Raw genomic sequence first — 19,638 nt, forward strand, 5'->3', positions numbered from 1 at the left:
CCTGTCTCGTGGGCGGCCGGTCAGGCCTGCGGGCCGTTGGTGGTGAGCTCGTCGTGCAGCTCGTCGAACAGCTTCTGCACCCGCTCGTCGGCGACGCCGTGGCTGGCGCAGAACTCGGCGAACAGCTCGGCCGGTGAGCGGCCGATCCGCTCGATCGACGCCCGTCCGGCGTGCAGCGGCGCGGCGAACTCCGGGTCGATGCGCACCTCGAGGGCGTTGGGCAGCGCGTCGGTGATGTCCTCGCGCAGCCCGGCGCGGGCCGGCTCGCGGACGACCACCCGCAGCAGGTCCTCGCCGAACTCCTCGGCCCGGGCGAGGAGCTCGGCGACGGTGCCGGTGACGGTCCGCAGCCGGCGGGCGGCGGTGATCGGCACGTCGGTGACCCGCGCCGGGGTGGTCGCGGTGGCCTCGACCAGGCAGACGACCGGGGTGTTGTCCTGTTCGCCGAAGTCGACGGCGAGTGGGGCGCCGGAGTAGACGACCTGGGTCGGCGCGGGCAGCGTCTGGCGGCGGTGCAGGTGTCCGAGCGCCACGTAGTGCGCCTGCGCCGGAAACGCCGAGGCGGGCACGTAGTACTCGAAGATCGACTGGGCTTCCCTCTCGCCGCCGCCGAGCTGCCCGCCGGTGACGGTCAGGTGGGCCATGACCACGTTGACCGCGTCGTCGGTGAACCCGTCGGCCAGCGCGGCGAGCACGTCGCGGACCATCTGGTCGTAGGCGCCGGAGTTCTCCGCCGGGCTGGCGGCGACCAGCTGCGCGGCTCGCACGGCGTACCGCTGCGAGAGGAACGGCAGCACCGCGACGTTGAGCGTCTCCCGCCCGTCGCGGCTGGTCAGCCGCACTACGCCGCCGTGGTCGGCGTCGCGGACGGTGCCGACCAGGGTGATGCCGGCGACGTCGGCCAGTGGCCGCCACGCGTCCAGGCTGCCGGGATGGTCGTGGTTGCCGGCGATGGCGACGAGGTGCGCGCCGTCGTCGCGCAGGGCCAAGAGGGTGCGGACGACCAGGGACTGTGCCTCGGCCGAGGGGGTGGTCGTGTCCCACAGGTCGCCGGCGATGAGGACGGCGTCGACGGCCTCGTCGCGGGCGATGCGGACGATCTGGCGCAGGACGGCGGTCTGTTCCTCCAGCCGGTTGCGCCCCCGCAGGGTCTTGCCGACGTGCCAGTCGGAGGTGTGCAGCAGCTTCACGGTCGGTCAGCTCCCAGGGCGGACGGGCTCAACGGAGAGGGGTGGACGGCGGGCGCGGGCGTGGTGTCTGGGGGGTGCGGGACGACGAGGGGGCGGGCCGGCAGGGCCGCGGCACACGCACCGGGACAGTGATCAGAACGGGGGCGGATCGTCGTCGGGGCCCAGAGCGTCGGCGGGCGCGGACGGCAGCCGGCCGAACGGGGAGCCGGCGGGGCGGGACGCCGGCGCCGGCGCGCTGCCGCACTCGCTGGCCCGGGTCGCCCAGGCCGGGAAGGGAAACTCCACCGCCAGCGGCACGGGGATCTCCGGCTGGGAGACGAACATGGTGCCGGGCTTGGCCAGCGTGGCCCTGATGCGCTGGCTGGCCGGCAGGAACCCGTACTCCGGCCGGCCCGCCTCGGCCGGGTCGAGCCGGCCGACGATGCGGATCGAGGAGTTGGACACGATCCGCCGCTCGACCTCGCTGGCGGTCTGCTGGGCGCCGATGAGGATGATGCCGAGACTGCGGCCGCGCTCGGCGATGTCGAGCAGCACGTCCTTGATCGGGCTGTTGCCCTCCCGCGGCGCGTACTTGTTCAGCTCGTCGATCATGGTGAACAGCAGGCTGCCGGGGCCGGCGGCCTCCTTGCGGGCGGTCTCGGCGGCCAGCACGACGCCGACGACGAACCGCTGCGCCCGCTCGGGCAGGTTGTGCAGGTCGACGACGGTCACCTGCTGGTTGGCCGTGGAGATGCGCCGCGGGGCGCCGGGGTCGGGCAGGTCGCCGCGGATGACCGCGCCGAGGGAGCGCAGCGAGGACCGCAGCCGACGCAGGAATGCGTTCACGGTGCCCTGCCCGACGACCGGACCGGCCCAGACCGGGCGGGTGGCGTCGTCGGTGAGCCGGTCCTCGACGAGGTCGACCAGGTCGGCGTAGGTGCGGCAGGTGACTCCGTCGATGGTCACCGCCCCGTCCCGGCCGGCGGGGGTGGCCTGGGCGCGCAGCTGGGCGGCGACCTGGTGGATCACCATCGTGTACTGGGCGCGTTCGTCCTCGGCGTCGGCGAACACGTAGGGCAGCAGGTCGCCGGCGCAGAACTCGGCCAGCGTCCACCAGAACGCCCCGACGCCGGAGGTGCGGCCGACGATGTGCGGGCGGCCGCTGGTGTCGCCCGGGGTGGGCGGGGCGTAGAAGCCGACCGACTCGAACGGCCGGGCGGGCAGGCCGAGCTCGGCGTACGCGGCGCGCAGGTCGTGGCCGCTGCGCGGGTCGTCGAGGCGGGTGTTGGCGTGGTCGAGGAAGAGCAGGTCCTCGCCCTTGACGCTGAAGACCAGCGCCTTCGCGTTGTGCGCGGCGGCACCGAGAACGCCGGAGCGGAACAGCGAGTGCAGCAGGAACAGCGCGAAGCTGGTCTTGGTGGCCACCCCCGAGATGCCGGAGATGGAGATGTGCGCGCCGCGGGTGCCGTCGACGAAGTCCAGGTTGACGTAGACGAGCTGGCCGTCGCGGCCCAGCCCGACCGGCACCCGCCGGTCCATCCGGTCGAAGTACAGGGCCTGCGCCCGCTCGATTCCGGTCGCCCGGCGCACGGACTCCCCCGGTCGCGGCGGCACGTACACCTCCGGCTCGATCCGGGTGGTGGTCACCTCGGCGACCTCTTGCACCGCCGCCGGCAGGATGCCGTCGCTGATCAGGTGGACATCGGAGGCGAAGGTGGCGCCCTCGTGCCGGGCGCGGACCTCGGTCACCACGCCGGCGACCGCGACCGGTTCCCGGCCCGGCACCGTCCGGGTGGTGATCACTACGTCGTCCAGCTGCAGGTAGTGGTCCTCGTGCAGGGCGACGTGGAACTTCAGCGGGGTGGCGTCCTCGGTGCCCAGGACCCGGCCGACCGGTGCCGGTGAGGACGGCGCGCCGGTCGTGGCGGCGGCGCCGCCAGCAGGGATGCCGTCAGTGGCGGACGGAATGGACACGGAACTCCTTCGTTCGGGGGCAGGCGCAGGGACGGTAGGGACGGCGGCGGACAGTTCCGCCCAGGGACGGGGCTCCGGCCGGGCGGCGTCACCCGATCGGGCGTGCGCCGTCGCGCGGACATCTCGTCTGTGATGTGGTCAGGTGTCGGTGAGCTCGTCGACGGTCAGGACGCCGGCCGCGACGCCGTCGACCAGGCGGTCGGACAGCGCGCGAGCCAGCGCCGCGGCCCGGTCGGCCTGGCGGCGAAGCTCTCGAAGCTGCTGCACCCGCGCGGCGAGCGCCCGTTGCTCGGCCAGGGGTAGCAGGGGCACTTCGAGGTTGCGGACGTTGGCCCGCGGGATCGTGGTACCGCGGGTGTGCCGGGTGTTCCACTCGCTGGCCAGGCAGGCCGCCAGGTACTGGGGGTCGAGCCAGGCATCCCGTGGGCGCAGGATCCACAGCGGGGTGGCCGCGACGGCGCCGCCCTCCTCGACGACGGCGGTGCGGATGCGCTCTCCTTCGGACAGCACCAGGACGTCGCCGGCCTCGGTGCGCTCGATCCGCCGCTCCAGCATGTCGGCCGGAACGCGCGGGCAGTCGGCCGGCGCCGGCACCGCGCCGTCGCGGATGTGCCGCGCGGTGATCACCGGGATCTCGCCGTCCGCCTCGTCCAGCTCCTCCCGGGGCACCCGGCTGCCGCGCAGGACCTGGACCAGTCCATCGGCGGCCAGCCGGTCGACGGTCGGGCGGCGCAGGTCGTGATCGGCGCGGCCGGCCACCTCGTGGACCCGCACCGGTCGGGCGCGGCCGAGTCCGCGCAGCACGTCGGCGAGCCGGTCGGCGTCGTCGCGGAGTTCGCCGATGAGCTGGTCGGCGTCGGTCTTGTGCAGGGCGCTGGGCAGCCAGTGGGTCGGCACGAGGGTCGAGTCGATGGCGAGTAGGTCGAGCACGGTGGGCGCGGCCGCCCAGTCCACTTCGCTCAGCTGCCCGGTGCGCCGCCACCGGTGGTAGAGCTCGGCCACCTGGGGCAGCCGCGCGGTGAACTCGCTCCGGTCCCCTGCCGCGGCGTCGATGAGCAGGACGCGGTCGGCCCCGGCGGACTCCCCCGGCCGGGTCAGCACCCACAGGGCCAGCGGGATGCCCGTATAAGGCGCAAGGCCGCCGGGCAGCCCGATTACCGCTTCCACCGCGCCCGATCGCACCAGCTCGTGCCGGACTCGTCCGTCCGCCCCGGCGCGGAACAACGACGCGGGCGTCAGCACGACGAACGCCCGGCCGCCCGGCGCGAGATGGGCGACGGCGTGCTGAAGCCAGGCCATGTCCGCGCTGCCGGACGTCGGCGGCCCGAAACGCCACCGGAGGTCGTGCGCGACCGGGTCGCCCCGCCATTTCAGGCCGTACGGCGGGTCGAGGACGATCACCGAGGCCAGCAGACCGGGATCAGCGTCTTCCAGGAGTGTGTCGCCGCGGGAGACCCACCCGTTCAGGCCGTGGACGATGAGCCGCTGGTTGGCCAGGCGCCAGGCGGCCTCGCCGATTTCCTGCCCTCGCAGCTGCACCGGCTGCTTCGCCATCCGGGCGGCCCCCAGCAGCGTCCCTCCGAGCCCGGCCGCCGGGTCGTACACCGTGTCTGTCACCGGGGCCGCGAGGCCGAGCATCAGGTCGACCAGGGGCGCGGCGGTGATCAGCTCGCCGCCGCCGCGCCCGGTGGAGCGGCGCAGCGCGCCGATCGTGGCCTCGAACAGCTCCGCGGTGTCGTTCACCGAGGCCTCGTCGAGGACGTCCAGCAGCGCGGAGGCCTCCGGCGGCAGCGCCCGGAGCGGGGGCTCGAGCAGCCCCTGCAGCCGGGGGATCTCCGTCTCGATCGTCCCGGCGGCCCGCGCCAGGGCCATGACGCGCTGCTGCTTCGGGGTCGCCCATGCCCCGGCCCACAGGTCCGGCCGGGGCCGGGGCACGCTTTCGGCCAGGTTGCGGGCCCGCTGCGGAACCGTCGCGACATAGCGCAGGGTGACGGCCGAGCAGATGCCCTCCACCGCGGCCGTCACGGGGGCGACGTCCCGGAGCAGATCCATCGCCCTGGCGAGCCGGCGCTCCAGGCCGGGACGCCCCACGGAGCGGCCCCTGCCCTGCAGGAAGTCCTTGACCTGCCGGGGATCGAACAGCGGGCTCGCCGCCGTGCCGGCGACCGGCTTGGGAAAGTCGGGTGAGCGCTTGCGCCAGTTGCTGACCGCCGAGCGGCCGACGTCGGCCAGCTCAGCGATGTCGCCCATCGTCAGCAGTTCGCCGGGCCGGTCCGCACCGCCACCCTCGGTCACGCGGCGCTCCCCCGGGTCGCCGCGGGCATGGCCGCTGCGAGGGACTCGGGCAGGTGGATGACCCGGTGCGCGGCGAGGGCCAGCCGCGCCGAGAGGCTGGTCCGCCGGCTGACGACCGTGACCCCGCAGCCGGTGGCGGCCAGCCGGGCGGCCATCGGCGCGAAGATGCCGTCGCCGGAGGCGATCACCACCTGCCCGAAGCGCTCTGCCACCCGCTCGTGCTCGAGCACGTCGAGGAGCTCCCAGTCGGCGCCGTCATGGCCGGCGCCGACCCGGTAGCGGGCGCCGGCCGGACCCCAGCCGACCCCCACGTCGACCAGGCAGCCGGGGTTGCACGCCAGGACCATCTGGTCCATCGGCGCCACCGCGACCGCGCCGATGTAGGCGGCTCGCAGCGCCGTCACCGCAGCGTGCGTCGGGCGGCCGGTGCCGGCGAGGTTCTCGATGTCGATCGCGTGCAGGGTGCGGACCGGCGAGCCGGCCGCCCGGGTGGTGGCCGCTCGGGCCCGCGTCTGCGTCATGGGCAAAGCGTGAACCACGCGCGAGACCCTGTCAAGCTGTGAACGCGTGAACTAATCGCTTTCGTTTAGGTCACGCGTTGAGCAAAGGCTAGGGCACGCTCCGGGGCTCGTCCACCGTCCGCCGGGCGTCCCCCGCTGCGTGGGCGAGGACGCCCCAGGCCAGCCCGCCGCGGGACAGCGGCGCGCGTGTCCGTGGACGGCACCAGGGGCTTCTCCTGCAGCACCAGCGGATGCGCACGGTCAGGACACGAGCACCGGCTTCGCACGGGACGACGAAGTCCGGCGGGGTCGCACGATCCGGTCGGCTCGCACCGCGGCCTGGCAGGCGGTCACGGCGTTGTGCAGCAGCGCGAAGCAGAGGACGTCGACCAACTGCCGGGCCCCGCCCAGAGACATGGCCCGCTCGACGAGCAGGCTGCGCTTGAGCATCGAGTTCCAGCTCTCCGCGTCGTTGCGCAGCCCGTACAGGCGGGTGAACGCGGGTTCTCCTTCGGCGATGACTCGGACGTGGCCGGCGCGGCGGTGGTCGGCGTCGCCGGGTTCGCCGTGCGGGGTGACCCACACGGTGAACGCCCCGGCCGTGCAGGGCACCCGGTAGGCCACGTTGAAGTGGTACAGGCCCGTCGACCGGCGTGAGCGCTTGACCTGGGTGCGCTCCAGCCGGGCGAGTACGACGGGTGCGCCGGCCTCATCGAGGCCGATCTCGCTGACCGCGCCGTTCACGGCGGCGAGGGTGTGCCCGCAGGGGCCGGCGTCGGTGTCGTGCTCCCACACGCCGAGCGGGAACCAGCGCGGGACCTTCGCGCCGCCGCTGCGCTCCTTCTGCTCGCTGCTCTGGGGTGCCGCGGCCACCTTGTTGACCACGATGAGGCCGGTGCGGGTCATGATCTCGTCGATCTGCGGACCCTGGAACGCCCCGTCGTAGGCGACGGCCTGGATGCCGCCGCCGGCGACGGCGTGGATCTGCTTGATCAGCTCGACCGCGGTGTCGGCCTCCAGCCCGGGCCGGGGCACACGGTCGACCCCGAGCACGACCCGCTGCTGTGGGGCATCGCCGCGGACGTAGACGGCGACGAAGTTCTGTCCCGTGACGCTGCCGGTGTGGCCGTGGTACTCGGCGACGTCGGGGTCGAAGCGGCGGGCGGGGGCGGCGATCGGCTCGCCCGCCGTGTCGAGGTAGATCACGCGGGTCTCGCCGGTGGCCGGGTCGGTCTCCCGGCGGGCGGCCGGCGGCCGGTACAGCGGCCGCACGACGGTGCCGTCGCCGTAGATGGTGCGGGAGCGGTCCGGGTGCGACAGGGAGCCGGGCCCGGCGGGGTCGAGCAGGCCGAGGTCGCGGGCCTGCCGCACCGCGGCGGCGATGAACCGCTGCCGCATCTCGGCGGCGATGTCGGGGTCGGTGAGGTAGCGGTCCCGGGCGTTGCGGAAGGCCTCGAACGTCGCCGGCTGGTCGCCGGGCAGCCGCGGCACCAGCTCGGCGGGCAGCCGCTCGGCCGCGCGGGCGACGGTGTCGCGCACCAACCGCCAGGTCGTGGGATGGGCCAGTTCGGCCTGCACCCGGATGCCGGAGCGGAACAGCCGGGCCAGCACCCCGTAGCCGAGCACCACGTAGGCCGGGTTGGCCGGGGGCCGGCCCACCGGCGGGCGGGGGATCAGCTGGGCCAGCTCGTACAGCGCGGGGTGGGAGAACACCGCATCGATCTGCTCGGCGGTGGACAGCCGGCGCGGCGCGGGCACCGCCCGCAGCCGGCTCACCGGGTGCCCTCCCGCCAGGCCAACGCGATGTCCTCGGCGCAGGCGTCCAGCGACCGGTGCCCCAGGGCGCGGGCCACCTGCTCCAGCGGAGTGCCGGCGTCGTAGAGCCGGCGGCCGGCCCAGTTGCGCAGGCTGGCCGGCCGCACGTCGGCGTCGTCGCCGAAGCCGGCCCGGTCCAGCACGACGCGGAGGGCGTTGCAGGCGGCGGCCTGCGCCTTCGCCCCACCGGGGGGCGCGGCGCCGGCGTACGCCAGCGGCGTGGCCGGTGTGGCGCCGCGGCCGGTCAGGTCCGCGGCGTGCCGGGCGAGGAGCCGCGCGCCCCACGGGCTGAGGTTCCCGGAGCGGGGATCGTGCCGGGCGGTGCCGGGCAGCCGGACGGTCGCCGGGGCCGCCGGATCGTCCAGGTCGGCGAGGGCCAGCGTCGTGATCTCGCTGGTGACCGCGCCGGTCTCCCCCAGCGCCCACACCACCGCCCGCAGCCGGGCCGCGGCCGGCCAGCCCAACTGCGCGGTAGCGCGGCAGAGCATGACCTCGTCGTCGGTCAGCGGCCGCGCGGCGAGCAGCCCCCGCGGCGGCAGCCGCAGGTCCAGGGTCGGGTCGCCGACCGGCTGCCCCAGCGCGCGCAGGGTCCGGAACAGCATGCGCACCGCGGTACGGCGGGCGTGCCGGGTGGCCAGCTCCGGCGGCGCACCGGCGCGGGTGCGGGCGTCGATGAAGCCGACGGCGTCGGCCGGGGTCACCTCGGCGAAGGTGGCCACCCCGCTGGCCTGCAGCCGAGCGGTGAAGCGGGCCGCGGTCTCCCCGACCCGGGCGATGGTCTGCTCGCTGTGCAGGCCCTCGGAGTGCCAGGAGGCCAGCACCGCGGTCAGGGCGACGTCGACGGGAAGTGCGGTGGCGCGGGGCGGGCTGGTGCGGCTGAGCTGGGCTACGCGGCGGGGCATCTACCGCTCCCCCGGCCAGGGCCCGGGCGTCCCCGCCACGAGGCCGGGGCCCGGCGCGCACGGCTCAGGGCCGCCATCGGCCGGTCCGCGGATCGCGACCCCCGGCGGGGCGGGACGCCAGCCAGTCACCCCAGAGGGCGAGCGCGATGTGCCCGACGGCCTGCCCGATGAGCAGCCAGGCCGCGACGTTGGCCCGCGCGAGCGGCCACGCCAGCACGGCGGCGAGCATCCACAGCGTGCCCGCGAGGAGCAATCCGTTGAAGTTGAGCGTCATCTGGTTCCTCTCTCGTCGAGGGCGCGCCAGCGGCGTGCCCATGCGTTCAGCCCCCGGAGACCGGACACCGGGCCTGGTCGCGGCGGGGATCTCGCGCGGGCCCGGCGCGGCCGGTCGGGGGTCAGCGCGTCCAGCAGGTAGGTGGTGCCGCTCGCGGTGCGCACGCTCAGGACCGTCGCGACGGTCCTGAGCGTGCGGTCAGGCATCGGGGCTTGCCGAGAGGTCGGCGTGGACAGCCGGCCGGTCGTCGGTGGGCTGGTGCAGTGGGCAGGCGGGATGGACGGTCAGCTCGCGGGCCTGCCAGCGCGGATGCACCGGCCGGCCGCGCCGGTACTGGCTGAGCACCTGCACGTCGCCGAAGGGCGAGCCTGCACCTGGGGTGTCGGTGGGGTCGGCGGTGAGCAGGGCCAGTGCGGTGCGGGTGGCCTGCAGCGCGACCGCGCCGAGGTCGAACCAGCCGCCGACGTAGGTGGGATGCGAGCACCCGACCGGGGTCAGTGCAGCGTTCGGGCGCGCCGGGGGCCACGGCACCGTGCGGCCGGCGCGGTGCCACTGCAGGCACTCCCAGCAGCCGCCACCGGCCGCGGGCAGCGTGGTGATGGTGCCGCCCCAGCCGCCGGCGGTGGCCGCGGCGATCAGCAGCGGCGTGCCGGTGGCGCGCAGGTGCGCGGCGAGGTAGCGGGTGGCGGCCGGGTTGGCCGTGCAGTCGACGACCAGGGTGCTGCCGGCGAGGCCGGGCAGCTCCCGGCCGTCGTGGGCGCCGAGGTACCGCAGCCCGACGGTGAGCTGCACGTGCGGGTTGGTGTCGAGGATCCGCAGCGCGAGGGCGAGCGCCTTCGGGCTGCCGGCGTCGCGGATGGTCAGCAGCTGCCGGGATCCGGTGGCCGGGTCGTGGAGGTCCCCGTCGATGAGGTGCAGCCGTCCCACCCCGGCGCGCGCCAGCTCAAGCGCGAGGGCGCCGCCCAGGGCGCCGACGCCCACGACGGTGACCGCGGTATCCGCGAGGCCGACGGTGTCGCCGGGCAGCCGGGCGATGAGGTCGTCGCGGCCGATCGGGTAGCCCCGACGCACACGCACCGGGACGGCCGCCGGACGCGGGCTGCCGCCGGGCGGGGCGGACACCGGCGACTCCGGGGTGTCGAACAGCGCCAGCTGCTCGCCGGCCTCCGCGCCCGGGGCCGGGCCGTCCGGCCGCGTCAGCTCGCGCGGACCCTCGGTCGCGTCGGCGTGCTTCCGCCGGGGCGCACCGCGGGTGAGCAGCAGCCACTCCTCGCAGGGGCGCCGGTCGGCGCCCTCGCTCGCTAGCAGCACGGCCAGGGCGTTCGGCTCGTCGGACTCGAACGGGTGTTCGGCGGCGACGAGGTCGGCGTGCCGTTCGAGGGCGCGATACCACAGCTGCGTCGCGTCGAGCTCCTCGCCGAGCGTGGCGGGCAGGCGTATCCAGCGGATGCGGGCGGCCTCCCGCAGACCGAACGCGCGGCTCTCCCACAGCAGCCGGTGGCCCGGGTCGAGCAGCGTGACCAGTGCGGACACCGGGTAGAGCGCGCCGCGGACCCGGATCACGTCGGCCCAGCCGCCCAGCACGTCGGCGGGCGGGACGCAGTAGGAGTCGACCAGCAGCCCGCCGGGAGACAGGCGCACCTGCGTCCAGGCCGCCTCCGCGCCGGCCTCGAGCGCCATCAGCGCCGGATCGGCTCCTTCGGCCCGGCCGGCCGCCAGCAGGCGGGGCAGCTGCTGCTCCAGCAGCTGCGTCAGCGTCGTGCCGGGCCGCCAGTCCTCGTCCCCGGCCAGCAGGCACAGCCCGCCGTCGATCGGGTTGCGGTGCCGCCGCAGGCCCGGCAGCGGCTTCGGCAGCTGGACCCGCGGCGGGAACCACGGGTGGTGTGCGTTGAACGTGACGACCAGCGTCAGCACCGCCGGGTCGCCCGGCCGTGGGGCCGGGTGCGGCCACTCCACCCGCAGCGTCAACGGCGCCGGCGCCCCGGGATCCTGCTCGGCGGGATCATCCGGGCCGCCGCCGGGCTGCATTGCCCAGGACGCGCCGGCGGCGGTCAGCGCCTCGGTCTCGGCCCGCCACACCTCCGGGTACGCCCGGCACCAGGGCGCGGGGGCGGTGACCGCCGTCGGCGTGTCCATCAGCCGACCGGCCGCGGGTGCTCGCCCGCCGGCGCGGCGTAGACCGGCGGCGCGGCGTAGACCGGCGGCGCCACGGCGATGTCCTCCACCGTGGTGCTGGTCTCGTGCGTCGTCGTTTCGCTGTGCGAGCGGGTCGTGGTGGTGTGCGTCTCGCGGGTGATGCGCCGCTGACCGCGCTCCACCGCGGTGTCCGCGGTCGGCGCCGGCGCGGGGGTGGTCGGCGCCTGCGGCGCGGGCTCGTCCCGCACGCGGTCGTCCTCGGCCGGGGTCGGCGCCTCCTTCCCGACGCGCTCCTCGGGGCCGGCGTCGCCCGCTCCCGTCGGCTCCTTCTCGGCCGCGCCCGGCTGCTCGGTCGGTCCGCCGCTCGGCGGGGTGTCCGGCATGCGCTTGTCCTCTCACTCGGCCGCTGCCGTTCAGCGGCGCCGCCGCCGATCTGCGCGCACACACCGCGCCCGAGCAAGCAGGAGCCGGTGGGGTTGCCCGGCCATCGCCGGGCAAATCCGCTGGTAGTTCAGCCGTTGGAGTGATCCGGGGTGACGGGCGAATGCCGCTCGCGGCAGGCCCCGGCACCGCCGGGACCATGAACAGGCCTGGGGGCAACCACGCCGACCGCCGACGCCGCCTGCTGCCGCGCGACTACGCGATCGACCCGAACGGCTTCGGCCAGAGCGTCACCGCGCGCTTCCACGTGCCCGATGGCGGCGACGAGGTGTCGGCAAGGATCGCGCACGTCCAGCACGCCCTCGCGCTCGCCTGGCGAGCTCGCCAGCCTCCCCGGTCGGGTACCCGGGACGCCGCGGCCTTCGGGGTCTCCTCCTCGGTGTGGAGCCGCTGCCTGCTCGGCGACCGGTGGATGGGCGAGACGGTCATGAGCGCGCTGCTGCACCACCTCGGGGCACTGCCCCGCACGACGAGCGACCCCAGCTCGCGACGGCGTGGACGCCGTCGCACCCGCCCGCCCACCGGTGCTGGAGCCTGACGCGGAGCCGCCGCACCGTGTCGACGGACCGCGGCGGGGCGACGGTCGCGGCCTCGCTGCCGCACCGGCCGTCGGGCTGCGGCGGGGCAGGTAGGCCGCGCGCCTGCCGGAGGGTGACGGCGTGCAGCAGCGGAGGCCGCCACCGATCACCGTGCAAGGAGGCGCCCATCCGCGGTGAGCCGGTACCGAGCCCGATCGGGTCACCGGGAAGGGGGAAGTTCCTCCGCGCGCCGGGGCCGCCGCATCGCACGCGGGGAGACGATCGACGGCGTGCCGTATCCACCCAGGCCGCAGCTGCGGGCCCTGCCGCAGTTCGCCGGCACCGCCCGGACGGGTACCGCTGCCGCCAACGACGTGCAGGCCGCCCTGGAGGCATTCATCGTGGAGACGTATCGGGCGGGGAGATCGCTGCGCCAGATCGCCGAGCTGGTCGACCGTAGCCAGACCGCAGTGCGCCGGGTCTTGGATAAGCACGGCATCCGGCGTCACCGGGTCGGCGCCGCCGCTCTCCGCGACCGGCCGCCGCAGGACGGGTAGCGGTTCCAGCCTCGGGCTGGGTCCCGTCACCGCGCAGACCTCAGCCCTTGTTGCTCCAGCCGGGAAGGCCGACCACCCATCCGCTCGACCGCGCCGCCGCGGCCGCCGACGCACACCGTGGCCGCGCCTCGCCCGCTCCTCCGAGGGATTTCACTACGGCCCGCTCGCTGCGCTGCCGATCTCCTGGACGCGGTCGCCGAACCACGCGGCCCGAAGTACAGGAGGTGCCCATGCAGTGGCCCGTCGACGTAGCCGAGCAGCAGGTCAGCCGCGCCGTTCAGCCGGCGCCGGTGAGCTCACCCGCCGGCCCCGCCCACGCCGAGCGCGCGGCCGCCTGGCTGCTCGACGCCCTCGGCGTGGCACTCCCCGGCGGACTGCTGGCGCTGGCGCTGACCCACCGCAGCTACGCCTACGAGAACGGCGGGCTGCCGACCAACGAGCGGCTGGAGTTCCTCGGTGATGCCGTTCTCGAGCTCGTGGTTGTCGACCAGCTCTACCGCGGTCACCCGGATCTGCCCGAGGGCAAGCTGTCCAAGCTGAAGGCCTCGGTGGTCAACATGACCGCGCTGGCCGGCGTGGCGCGGTCCCTCGGTGACGGCGGCATCGGCCCGCGCCTGCTGCTCGGCCGGGGCGAGGAGACCACCGGCGGCCGGGACAAGGACTCGATCCTCGCTGACACGCTGGAGGCGCTCATCGGTGCGGTGCACATCGGCGTCGGGCTGGACGCCGCGGCGGCGATCGTGCACCGGCTGTGCGACCCGCTGCTGGCTAGCGCTGCCACCCGCGGCGCCGGCCTGGACTGGAAGACCAGCCTGCAGGAGCTGGGCGCCGCCCTCGGGCTGGGTCCGCCCGTCTACGACACCGAGGACGCCGGCCCCGACCACGCCAAGACCTTCACCGCCGCGGTGCGGCTGTCGGGCACGGTGTACGGCACCGGCAGCGGCCGCACCAAGAAGGCCGCCGAACAGCAGGCCGCGGCGGCCGCGCACCGCGTTCTGTCGGCCGGCGAAGACCCGCAGGCTGCCTGAAGCGTGCCGGTCAGCGCTCCCCGGTGGGATGACGGCGACGCCCGCGAGCCGGTCGGCCGGCACGTCGCCGGTCACGATGGGCGCCGTGCCCATCTACGCGGCCACCGCCGCGCTGCCGTACCCGCACGTGGAGCGGGCAACGGCCGCCCTGCGCGGGGAGCTACGGCGTCTGGCGGCCGAGGATGGTGAGCTGCCCGCCTGGGACACCCTCTCGGTGACCGGCCAGGAGGAGACCCGCGATGGCCGCGGGCGTACCTGGTACGAGTACCGCGCCGAGGTCGCTACCCGCGAGCCGTGATGCCCGCTGCACACCGGCGGGTAGCTCGCGCCACCGATCCGACGTCATGGCCGGTCACCAGCGGAACGGTCGGACAGCTCAGCGGGCAGGGTGTGGCCACAGGTGTCGTGGGTGGTCGTTTCGCGTCCCGGCCCCGGAACCGGGGCTGGGCGTCATCGGCCGGCCGCGCGGTGCAGGCAGATCACGGCGGTCACGCGGTGGGCTCCTCGGTGGCTGCGGCGAATCGGGCGGCCGCCCGCAGCGCACGCTCCGGGTCGGTGACCGCGACCCGCTCCGGGCTGTCACCGTTGAGATTGCCGTTGGCCGAGGTCAGCCAGGTCCAGATGGCCCAGCCGTCGAGCCCGCCGGCGCCCAGCAGCACCTGCAGCAGCGGACGCAGGTCAGGGCGGGGGTCGCCGGCGGCGGTGAGCTGGAACGCGGGCACCACGATCGACCGGGACCCCGGGGCCTGCACCACGATCAGCGCCCGCTCCCGGCGCCGGGCGTACGCCCATGCGCCGATGGCGGCCGTGTCGGCCTCGCCGCGGCGCGCGGCCAGCTCGCTCAGCGACAGCCAGCCGCCGGACCGGAGCACTGCCCAGGGCTGACGGGCCTCCTCGAGCTCGTCCATCAGCTCCTCGAGCGTCCCGGTCGGCGGCACGAACTCTGCCCGCAGGCCCTGGGCGGTGGCCTCGTCGAGGAGGCCCTCCTCCAGCGCCCGCTCGACACCGAGCAGCAGATGCCCGGTCATCCGCCCGTGCCGGCAGGCGCGCAGGGCGGCGGCGACGGTCATCGTCGGCATCCCCTCGACCTCGGTGACGTCGCCGGCGGCCAACTCACGGACGACCACCTCCACGGTGCCCGGTAGCTGCGCGCCGGCGGGCAGCGGGGCGGGCACGGCGACGCGGATCCGCCGCGGGTCCGCCCCCGCCAGGTCGTGCAGGGCGAGCACCACGTCGTCGACGAGGACCGCCCCGGGTCCGGCCAGGGCGACCGCCTCGGCGTACTCGGTCAGCGGCGTGACCATCTCGCTCAGCCGGTAGACATCGCCGGCGAGGTGCTCGAGCCACCCACGGCGCACGAGGTCGGACATCTCGGCCGCGGACACGCCGAGGACGGCAGCGGCGGCGCCGGTGACCACCCCGTGGCGGTCGAAGGCGTAGCGGCGCAGGGCGTCCAGGTCGGCGCCGGTCATGGTTGCCTTCCCTGGTCGTCGGCTAGGACACCCGGGGTCGCCGCGGCGACGGACTGCCCGTCGCTGTCCTGCCAAAGCCCGCGGGGGAGGTGCTGGAGGTAGGCGCGCCCCGCCTCGGTCAGGGCGCGGGTGTCCGCGGCTTCGCGGATCGAGCGGCCTGCGACGCCGGCCCGGCCGGTCGACGCATCGACCTCAGCGTGGCTCGCGGCGCCCCGGGTCAGCCGCAGGGGGTGAACGGAGGGCGGCGGGTGCTTGAGCAGGACGCGCCCGAACCGGGCGGACGCGCCGCAGACCAGGCACCGCGCGGGCCGGGCGCCGTGGAAGACCATGACCGCGCCGCCTATGTCATGCAGATCGCCCGCGGTAAGCACTCCCGGCTGCTCCAGTACCACCACCGGGTCGCCGGTCCGCCGCCAGCGCCGGCAAGGCTCGATCGGCTCGGCGGTCACCAGCGCAGGCTACGAGCGGCCACCGACAAGAACACGGCCAGGAACGTCCTGGGGCCCAAGTCGCGGCAGGAGGAGGCGGTCCCGGACCCGGGCTGGTCGATGAGCCGGGTGAGCGAGCATGCACCGGACCGGCAGGCCGCCGCCGTAGACCGGCACGGCACGCTGTCCGACCAGAGCTCGCCAGCGCAATGGCGTGCCGGCGCCGAACGCGCCGCCGGCGTTGGACACCGGGACCGCTCGGCTCCTACACGCTGGTCGTATCGACGCCGGCCAAAGCGAGCGACCGCTGAACCCCGCTGAGCGCGGCGAGGTTCCGGCGTCCAGGTGGGGTGTCGCCGGCGGGGACGAACAGCGGGGAGCCGGGCTGCGTGCCGGTGAACAGGAAGACGGGCAGTTGGCGTCCCGACCCGTGGATCAGCCCTCACACGTGCGCTGCGGGGCCGTCCCGCACGCACTGCGGAACACCGCGCAACACGCACTGCGGAGCCGTCCCGCACGCACTGCGGAACACCGCGCAACACGCACTGCGGAGCCGTCCCGCACGCACTGCGGAACACACTGAAAGCCGTAATGCGCTACTGCAGATTGCCGCTCAGAGAGGAAGGCTCACGGCCATCGCTTGACGATTGTGGGGCATGGTTCGGCGGAGCACGAGGTCGCTTCCAACCCCGGCGCGGCAACACATCGCCACTTCTCCGCTTGCCCGAATAGGTGCTGGTGGGAGCTGCGCGCAGCGCGAGAAATGCGGGACACGAAGCGCCGCAGGGAACGTTTCATTGGGCCTCAGCGTGGCATTGGAGGGCGGTCCCGCACCGCTCCATCGAGGCCTCCCGCAGCGCGCACGCACCCCGGCCCGCAGCGCGCACGCACCCCGGCCCGCAGCGCGCACGCACCCCGTCCCGCACCGCCCCACGGAGGCCTCCCGCAAGCGCGCACGCACCCGGTCCCGCACCGCCCCACCGAGGCCTCCCGCAGCGCGCACGCACCCAGGCCCGCAGCCCGCACGCACCCCGTCCCGCACCGCCCCACCGAGGCCTCCCGCAAGCGCGCACGCACCCGGTCCCCGCAGTGCGCCGACGTCGTCCGGAGCGCGATCAACTCCCCTTGCTATGGCCCCATCAGAGGGAAGTTCACCGGTACGACAGGGTGCACCCATCTCGGCCATTGTGACGATGAGGTCGTGCAGAAGGAATGGCAGCAGCAGTCCGTGGCCAGCCGCAGCGACCCCGTAGTGGAACACACCTCAGCACGATGATGATCAGCCGCGATTCCCTATTTGACTCCTCTTGACAAGCCCGGCTCGTCGTGACTCACTGTTCGACCACTGGACCTGCCTTCCCCGGGACCGGCGGCAACGTAGACGCACGATTCTTGGCCGCGAAGGAGGGCCAGAAATGGCGCTGCAGTGCACTCTCACGGCGTTCGCGACCGGGTCGGTCCATTCACCCAGAAGCGGTCTAGCCGACAGGGGCTCCGGCCTCATCAACCGGCAACGACCGCCCCCGCCGAAGGCTGCAGCCCCGACTACGTTCGCGGCGTCGGTGCCGCGGCGCGCCGACGGGCGCTCCCGCTCGACCGGTTCTGCTGTGCCTGCACGCGGACCGTCTGGCGCATCTGCTCCACCGACTCAGAACCGGACTCCGGTGCGGCACTCGGCGACGCCCCGGCCGCTCCGCGCGGCGACTCCGCAAGGCGGTGTAGCGGGTGGCAACGCATGGACGCCGTGACCGCCGACGAGAGCCCGATCGAGGTCGACCGAGTGAAGGAGTGGCTGCGCGTTGCGGCTCTGAGGCTCGAGGAGATCCGTAGGGCCGAACGCACCCTGAGCGAACTCATCGATCACCTGATCGGGGTGCTCCGCGTCCTGGGGGTGCCCGCCGAAACCATCCGGGGGCTCCTCCCCGAGCTGGTCCTCGAGACGCGACGCAAGCTGCTGGGCTCGGGCGCAGCCGACGGCCTCCTGGCAAGGCGCGCGGCGTGGAAGCCCGCAGCAAGTGCGCCGCCCCCTCGTCCTTCGCCAGAACGCATCGCCGACCACCTCGGCGCACCGGCGCAACGAGCTGTCTGGGACTGCGTCGTCACCTCAGCACGGCGCAACGGGGCTTCACGCGACTTCTCGGCGGCCGACCTCGCACACCAGCTGCAGGGGAACGGTCAGTCACTCCATCAGGAGACGGTGCGGAAGGCACTCAACCGGCTCACTCAGCTAGGCGGGGTGCGGCACACCGCCCCCGGACGCTACGAGCTCAGTGCGGAGGCCGCCGCGCTGCTCACTGCCGACGGGGATACCGCCGCACGCTGACGCTGGCCGTCCCGGTCGGCCGCCCCCTCGACTCCACCCAGCGCCGACCTGACCGCCGGCCGCCGTCGTCCAACAGAGGCGACCACCCGCGCCTCCCTCGGTGCCCGGACCCGGGGCACGCGCGGGTCAGTACTTCATGCGCTGAACAAGGAGGAGGCATGCCCAACGCACCGGAGACCTGGCGTTGCGGGCAGCCCTCGCCGAAGCTGCTCGATCGGCAGATCATCGCCGACCTCGCCGCCTACCCCGGCTGCTACGAGGACAAGGACGTGCTCGACTCGGTCTGGACCGAGGGGAAGAAGGACCGCCGGCCGCAGGAGTTCCCGACCGACTTCCTGTTCGTCTGCTGGCAGGGCAGTCGTGTGCTGCGGTCCGAGCCAGAGCAGGCCAAGCTCCTCGAACACGACGACGACCTATACCAAGTGCTCCGCAACTGCTACAAGGCGATGACAGGGCGCACGGTCAACCGCACCCCGCCACGCTATGAGCAGATCCGCTCGGTGCCCCTACAGCTGGCCAAAGACCAGGACGCGATCACCGAGATCCTGCACCGGTTTCGTGGCCGTCGAGGTCGCGCACAGCCGCTGGCACGGCAACCTGCTGCCGGGCGTGGAACCCGACTGGGCCCATCCCGACCCCGCGCACACCGTGTTCGGTGACGGGTCGATCTTCGACCCCTACAGCAGCATCCGAATGGTGCCGGACCCGACTACCGGCATCCTCGTGGGGCTGGGCAGCCGCGCCCGGGACCCGAACCGGGCCCGGGTGCAGATGACCCAGCGCCAGCGAGGTGCCGACGGCAAGCCGGCGCCCGGGATCAACTTCGTCAGCCTGTACACCTGGACGTTGCGCGGGTGCATCGTGCTCGCCATCGACCACGCTCTGGGCGCGGAGGGCCCGGTGGCACGGTCGCTGGTGAAGTCGGTGGCGGCCGAGGCCGGCGACGGGCTGCACACCCTCGTCTACGACCGTGCCGTGACGGGCTGGATCCTCGGCTATCTGCTGGCCCGGTACGGCATCGAAGTGATCAACAAGGCCGTGGCCCGCCCCAAAGGGGAGAAGTCCACGCTGCGACGACTCAGGGAGCGGGCCCAGGCCGAGGCCTTCCCGCGCCACCCCAAGCCGCTGTCGGCGCCGGAGCTCCAGGTGGCGGTGAGGAGGCTGGCGGAGCAGTTGCTCAACGACGGCCACCTGCCGCCCGGGATCAGCATCTATCCGACCTCGAGCGGATACGACGTCATCGACAGCGAGCCCCTCCGCATCCGCGAGGACCACAAGTGCGACGGTCAGGTCCTGCACCCGGAGCGGCTCGTCCTCGACGACGAGGCACTGTTCCTGCTCGACGACGACGGCTGTAAGGGCGCGCGCTGCGAGACGATGCGCTCGACACGGGAACGCACCTCGGCCGGCACCTGGGCGCGACGCACCTCGTGGCGGGTGCCCTGCCCGTCCGGGGACTGGGTGCTCGAGAAGGTGTGGGCGCCCACCGGGCGCCAGAACGCGTCCGAGGACAAGCTCTGCGGCCGCAACGTGATCGCGCACATGCGGCCCGCTCCCCGCGGCAGTGACCCCTTCCAGATGCAGCACGGGCGCCGCAGCACCGCGGAGGCCTGCAACAACTCGGCGAAGGCGCGGATGGCGCACTACGGCCGCGCCGCGCACCTAGATCCGAACCTTCAGACCCTCGACCAACTCGCCGCTTCACGGATCGTCAACGCGCAGACCTGGCAACGGCACCCCGACTCCTGGCAGCCCTGGCGCCCTCGGCCCTCCCAGCGGGGGCAGGCGCCACGACGGTGACTCGCC

18 protein-coding genes are annotated in these 19,638 nt (G+C 74.5%); 7 read left to right on the plus strand and 11 right to left on the minus strand.

The features are described 5' to 3' along the window. Positions 1-20: 20 nt before the first annotated feature. The 9 genes from AB3388_RS25125 to AB3388_RS25165 form a co-directional block, all read right to left on the minus strand. The gene (locus AB3388_RS25125) at positions 21-1,190 is read right to left on the minus strand and encodes an exonuclease SbcCD subunit D (protein WP_495408044.1); all 1,170 of its coding nucleotides are present in this window, start codon (positions 1,188-1,190) and stop codon (positions 21-23) included. Between the two features lie 132 nt (positions 1,191-1,322). Further along, positions 1,323-3,143: an ATP-binding protein gene (locus AB3388_RS25130; RefSeq protein WP_495408045.1), complete on the minus strand. Its 1,821-nt coding sequence runs from the start codon at positions 3,141-3,143 to the stop codon at positions 1,323-1,325. 138 nt (positions 3,144-3,281) lie between these two features. After that, positions 3,282-5,438: an N-6 DNA methylase gene (locus tag AB3388_RS25135; protein ID WP_495408046.1), complete on the minus strand. Its 2,157-nt coding sequence runs from the start codon at positions 5,436-5,438 to the stop codon at positions 3,282-3,284. Further along, positions 5,435-5,959: a PIN domain-containing protein gene (locus AB3388_RS25140; RefSeq protein WP_495408047.1), complete on the minus strand. Its 525-nt coding sequence runs from the start codon at positions 5,957-5,959 to the stop codon at positions 5,435-5,437. Before AB3388_RS25140 ends, AB3388_RS25135 begins: the two co-directional genes overlap by 4 nt. A gap of 240 nt (positions 5,960-6,199) precedes the next feature. Beyond that, positions 6,200-7,714, minus strand: coding sequence for a hypothetical protein (locus tag AB3388_RS25145; protein ID WP_495408048.1), 1,515 nt, complete (start codon positions 7,712-7,714; stop codon positions 6,200-6,202). Next, entirely contained in the window at positions 7,711-8,655 is a 945-nt protein-coding gene (locus AB3388_RS25150; protein WP_495408049.1) for a tyrosine-type recombinase/integrase, read from the minus strand. The genes AB3388_RS25145 and AB3388_RS25150 overlap by 4 nt, the downstream gene beginning before the upstream one ends. Positions 8,656-8,719: 64 nt before the next feature. Then, entirely contained in the window at positions 8,720-8,929 is a 210-nt protein-coding gene (locus tag AB3388_RS25155) for a hypothetical protein (protein WP_495408050.1), read from the minus strand. A 198-nt stretch (positions 8,930-9,127) separates the two neighbouring features. Beyond that, a complete protein-coding gene (locus AB3388_RS25160; protein ID WP_495408051.1) occupies positions 9,128-11,065 on the minus strand; it encodes a ThiF family adenylyltransferase in 1,938 nt (645 codons plus the stop codon). Next, positions 11,065-11,448 carry a hypothetical protein gene (locus AB3388_RS25165; protein WP_495408052.1) on the minus strand — a complete coding sequence of 128 codons (384 nt, stop codon included), beginning with the start codon at positions 11,446-11,448 and terminating at the stop codon, positions 11,065-11,067. Before AB3388_RS25165 ends, AB3388_RS25160 begins: the two co-directional genes overlap by 1 nt. A gap of 197 nt (positions 11,449-11,645) precedes the next feature. On the opposite strand from AB3388_RS25165, the gene AB3388_RS25170 reads away from it, so the two are divergent. The 4 genes from AB3388_RS25170 (at position 11,646) to AB3388_RS25185 (ending at position 13,907) form a co-directional block, all read left to right on the plus strand. After that, positions 11,646-12,044: a hypothetical protein gene (locus tag AB3388_RS25170; protein WP_495408053.1), complete on the plus strand. Its 399-nt coding sequence runs from the start codon at positions 11,646-11,648 to the stop codon at positions 12,042-12,044. 270 nt (positions 12,045-12,314) lie between these two features. Next, positions 12,315-12,581 carry a helix-turn-helix domain-containing protein gene (locus AB3388_RS25175; RefSeq protein ID WP_495408054.1) on the plus strand — a complete coding sequence of 89 codons (267 nt, stop codon included), beginning with the start codon at positions 12,315-12,317 and terminating at the stop codon, positions 12,579-12,581. A gap of 230 nt (positions 12,582-12,811) precedes the next feature. After that, entirely contained in the window at positions 12,812-13,609 is a 798-nt protein-coding gene (gene rnc / locus AB3388_RS25180; protein ID WP_495408056.1) for a ribonuclease III, read from the plus strand. Between the two features lie 85 nt (positions 13,610-13,694). Beyond that, positions 13,695-13,907 (plus strand): hypothetical protein, encoded by a 213-nt coding sequence (locus AB3388_RS25185; RefSeq protein WP_495408057.1) that lies wholly within the window; start codon positions 13,695-13,697, stop codon positions 13,905-13,907. A 190-nt stretch (positions 13,908-14,097) separates the two neighbouring features. Here the strand turns inward: AB3388_RS25185 and AB3388_RS25190 are convergent, their stop codons facing one another. Beyond that, positions 14,098-15,081 (minus strand): hypothetical protein, encoded by a 984-nt coding sequence (locus AB3388_RS25190; protein ID WP_495408058.1) that lies wholly within the window; start codon positions 15,079-15,081, stop codon positions 14,098-14,100. After that, positions 15,078-15,530: a hypothetical protein gene (locus tag AB3388_RS25195; RefSeq protein ID WP_495408059.1), complete on the minus strand. Its 453-nt coding sequence runs from the start codon at positions 15,528-15,530 to the stop codon at positions 15,078-15,080. The genes AB3388_RS25190 and AB3388_RS25195 overlap by 4 nt, the downstream gene beginning before the upstream one ends. A 1,714-nt stretch (positions 15,531-17,244) precedes the next feature. Here AB3388_RS25195 and AB3388_RS25200 point away from each other — a divergent pair. The 3 genes from AB3388_RS25200 to AB3388_RS25210 all read left to right on the plus strand — a co-directional run bounded on the left by AB3388_RS25200 (position 17,245) and on the right by AB3388_RS25210 (position 19,632). After that, positions 17,245-17,832, plus strand: a complete 588-nt coding sequence (locus tag AB3388_RS25200; RefSeq protein ID WP_495408060.1) for a hypothetical protein — start codon at positions 17,245-17,247, stop codon at positions 17,830-17,832. 158 nt (positions 17,833-17,990) lie between these two features. Then, the gene (locus AB3388_RS25205; RefSeq protein WP_495408061.1) at positions 17,991-18,491 is read left to right on the plus strand and encodes a hypothetical protein; all 501 of its coding nucleotides are present in this window, start codon (positions 17,991-17,993) and stop codon (positions 18,489-18,491) included. Continuing rightward, the gene (locus tag AB3388_RS25210) at positions 18,391-19,632 is read left to right on the plus strand and encodes a hypothetical protein (RefSeq protein ID WP_495408062.1); all 1,242 of its coding nucleotides are present in this window, start codon (positions 18,391-18,393) and stop codon (positions 19,630-19,632) included. Before AB3388_RS25205 ends, AB3388_RS25210 begins: the two co-directional genes overlap by 101 nt. Positions 19,633-19,638: the final 6 nt, after the last annotated feature.

This window comes from Geodermatophilus sp. SMS 5-13 (assembly GCF_059428245.1).

Coding starts and splice junctions, on each gene's coding strand:
- rnc (WP_495408056.1), top strand. CDS start 12,812: ATGCAGTGGCCCGTCGACGTAGCCGAGCAGCAGGTCAGCCGCGCCGTT.
- AB3388_RS25150 (WP_495408049.1), bottom strand. CDS start 8,655: ATGCCCCGCCGCGTAGCCCAGCTCAGCCGCACCAGCCCGCCCCGCGCC.
- AB3388_RS25140 (WP_495408047.1), bottom strand. CDS start 5,959: ATGACGCAGACGCGGGCCCGAGCGGCCACCACCCGGGCGGCCGGCTCG.
- AB3388_RS25170 (WP_495408053.1), top strand. CDS start 11,646: ATGAACAGGCCTGGGGGCAACCACGCCGACCGCCGACGCCGCCTGCTG.
- AB3388_RS25165 (WP_495408052.1), bottom strand. CDS start 11,448: ATGCCGGACACCCCGCCGAGCGGCGGACCGACCGAGCAGCCGGGCGCG.
- AB3388_RS25155 (WP_495408050.1), bottom strand. CDS start 8,929: ATGACGCTCAACTTCAACGGATTGCTCCTCGCGGGCACGCTGTGGATG.
- AB3388_RS25160 (WP_495408051.1), bottom strand. CDS start 11,065: ATGGACACGCCGACGGCGGTCACCGCCCCCGCGCCCTGGTGCCGGGCG.
- AB3388_RS25190 (WP_495408058.1), bottom strand. CDS start 15,081: ATGACCGGCGCCGACCTGGACGCCCTGCGCCGCTACGCCTTCGACCGC.
- AB3388_RS25200 (WP_495408060.1), top strand. CDS start 17,245: ATGGACGCCGTGACCGCCGACGAGAGCCCGATCGAGGTCGACCGAGTG.
- AB3388_RS25205 (WP_495408061.1), top strand. CDS start 17,991: ATGCCCAACGCACCGGAGACCTGGCGTTGCGGGCAGCCCTCGCCGAAG.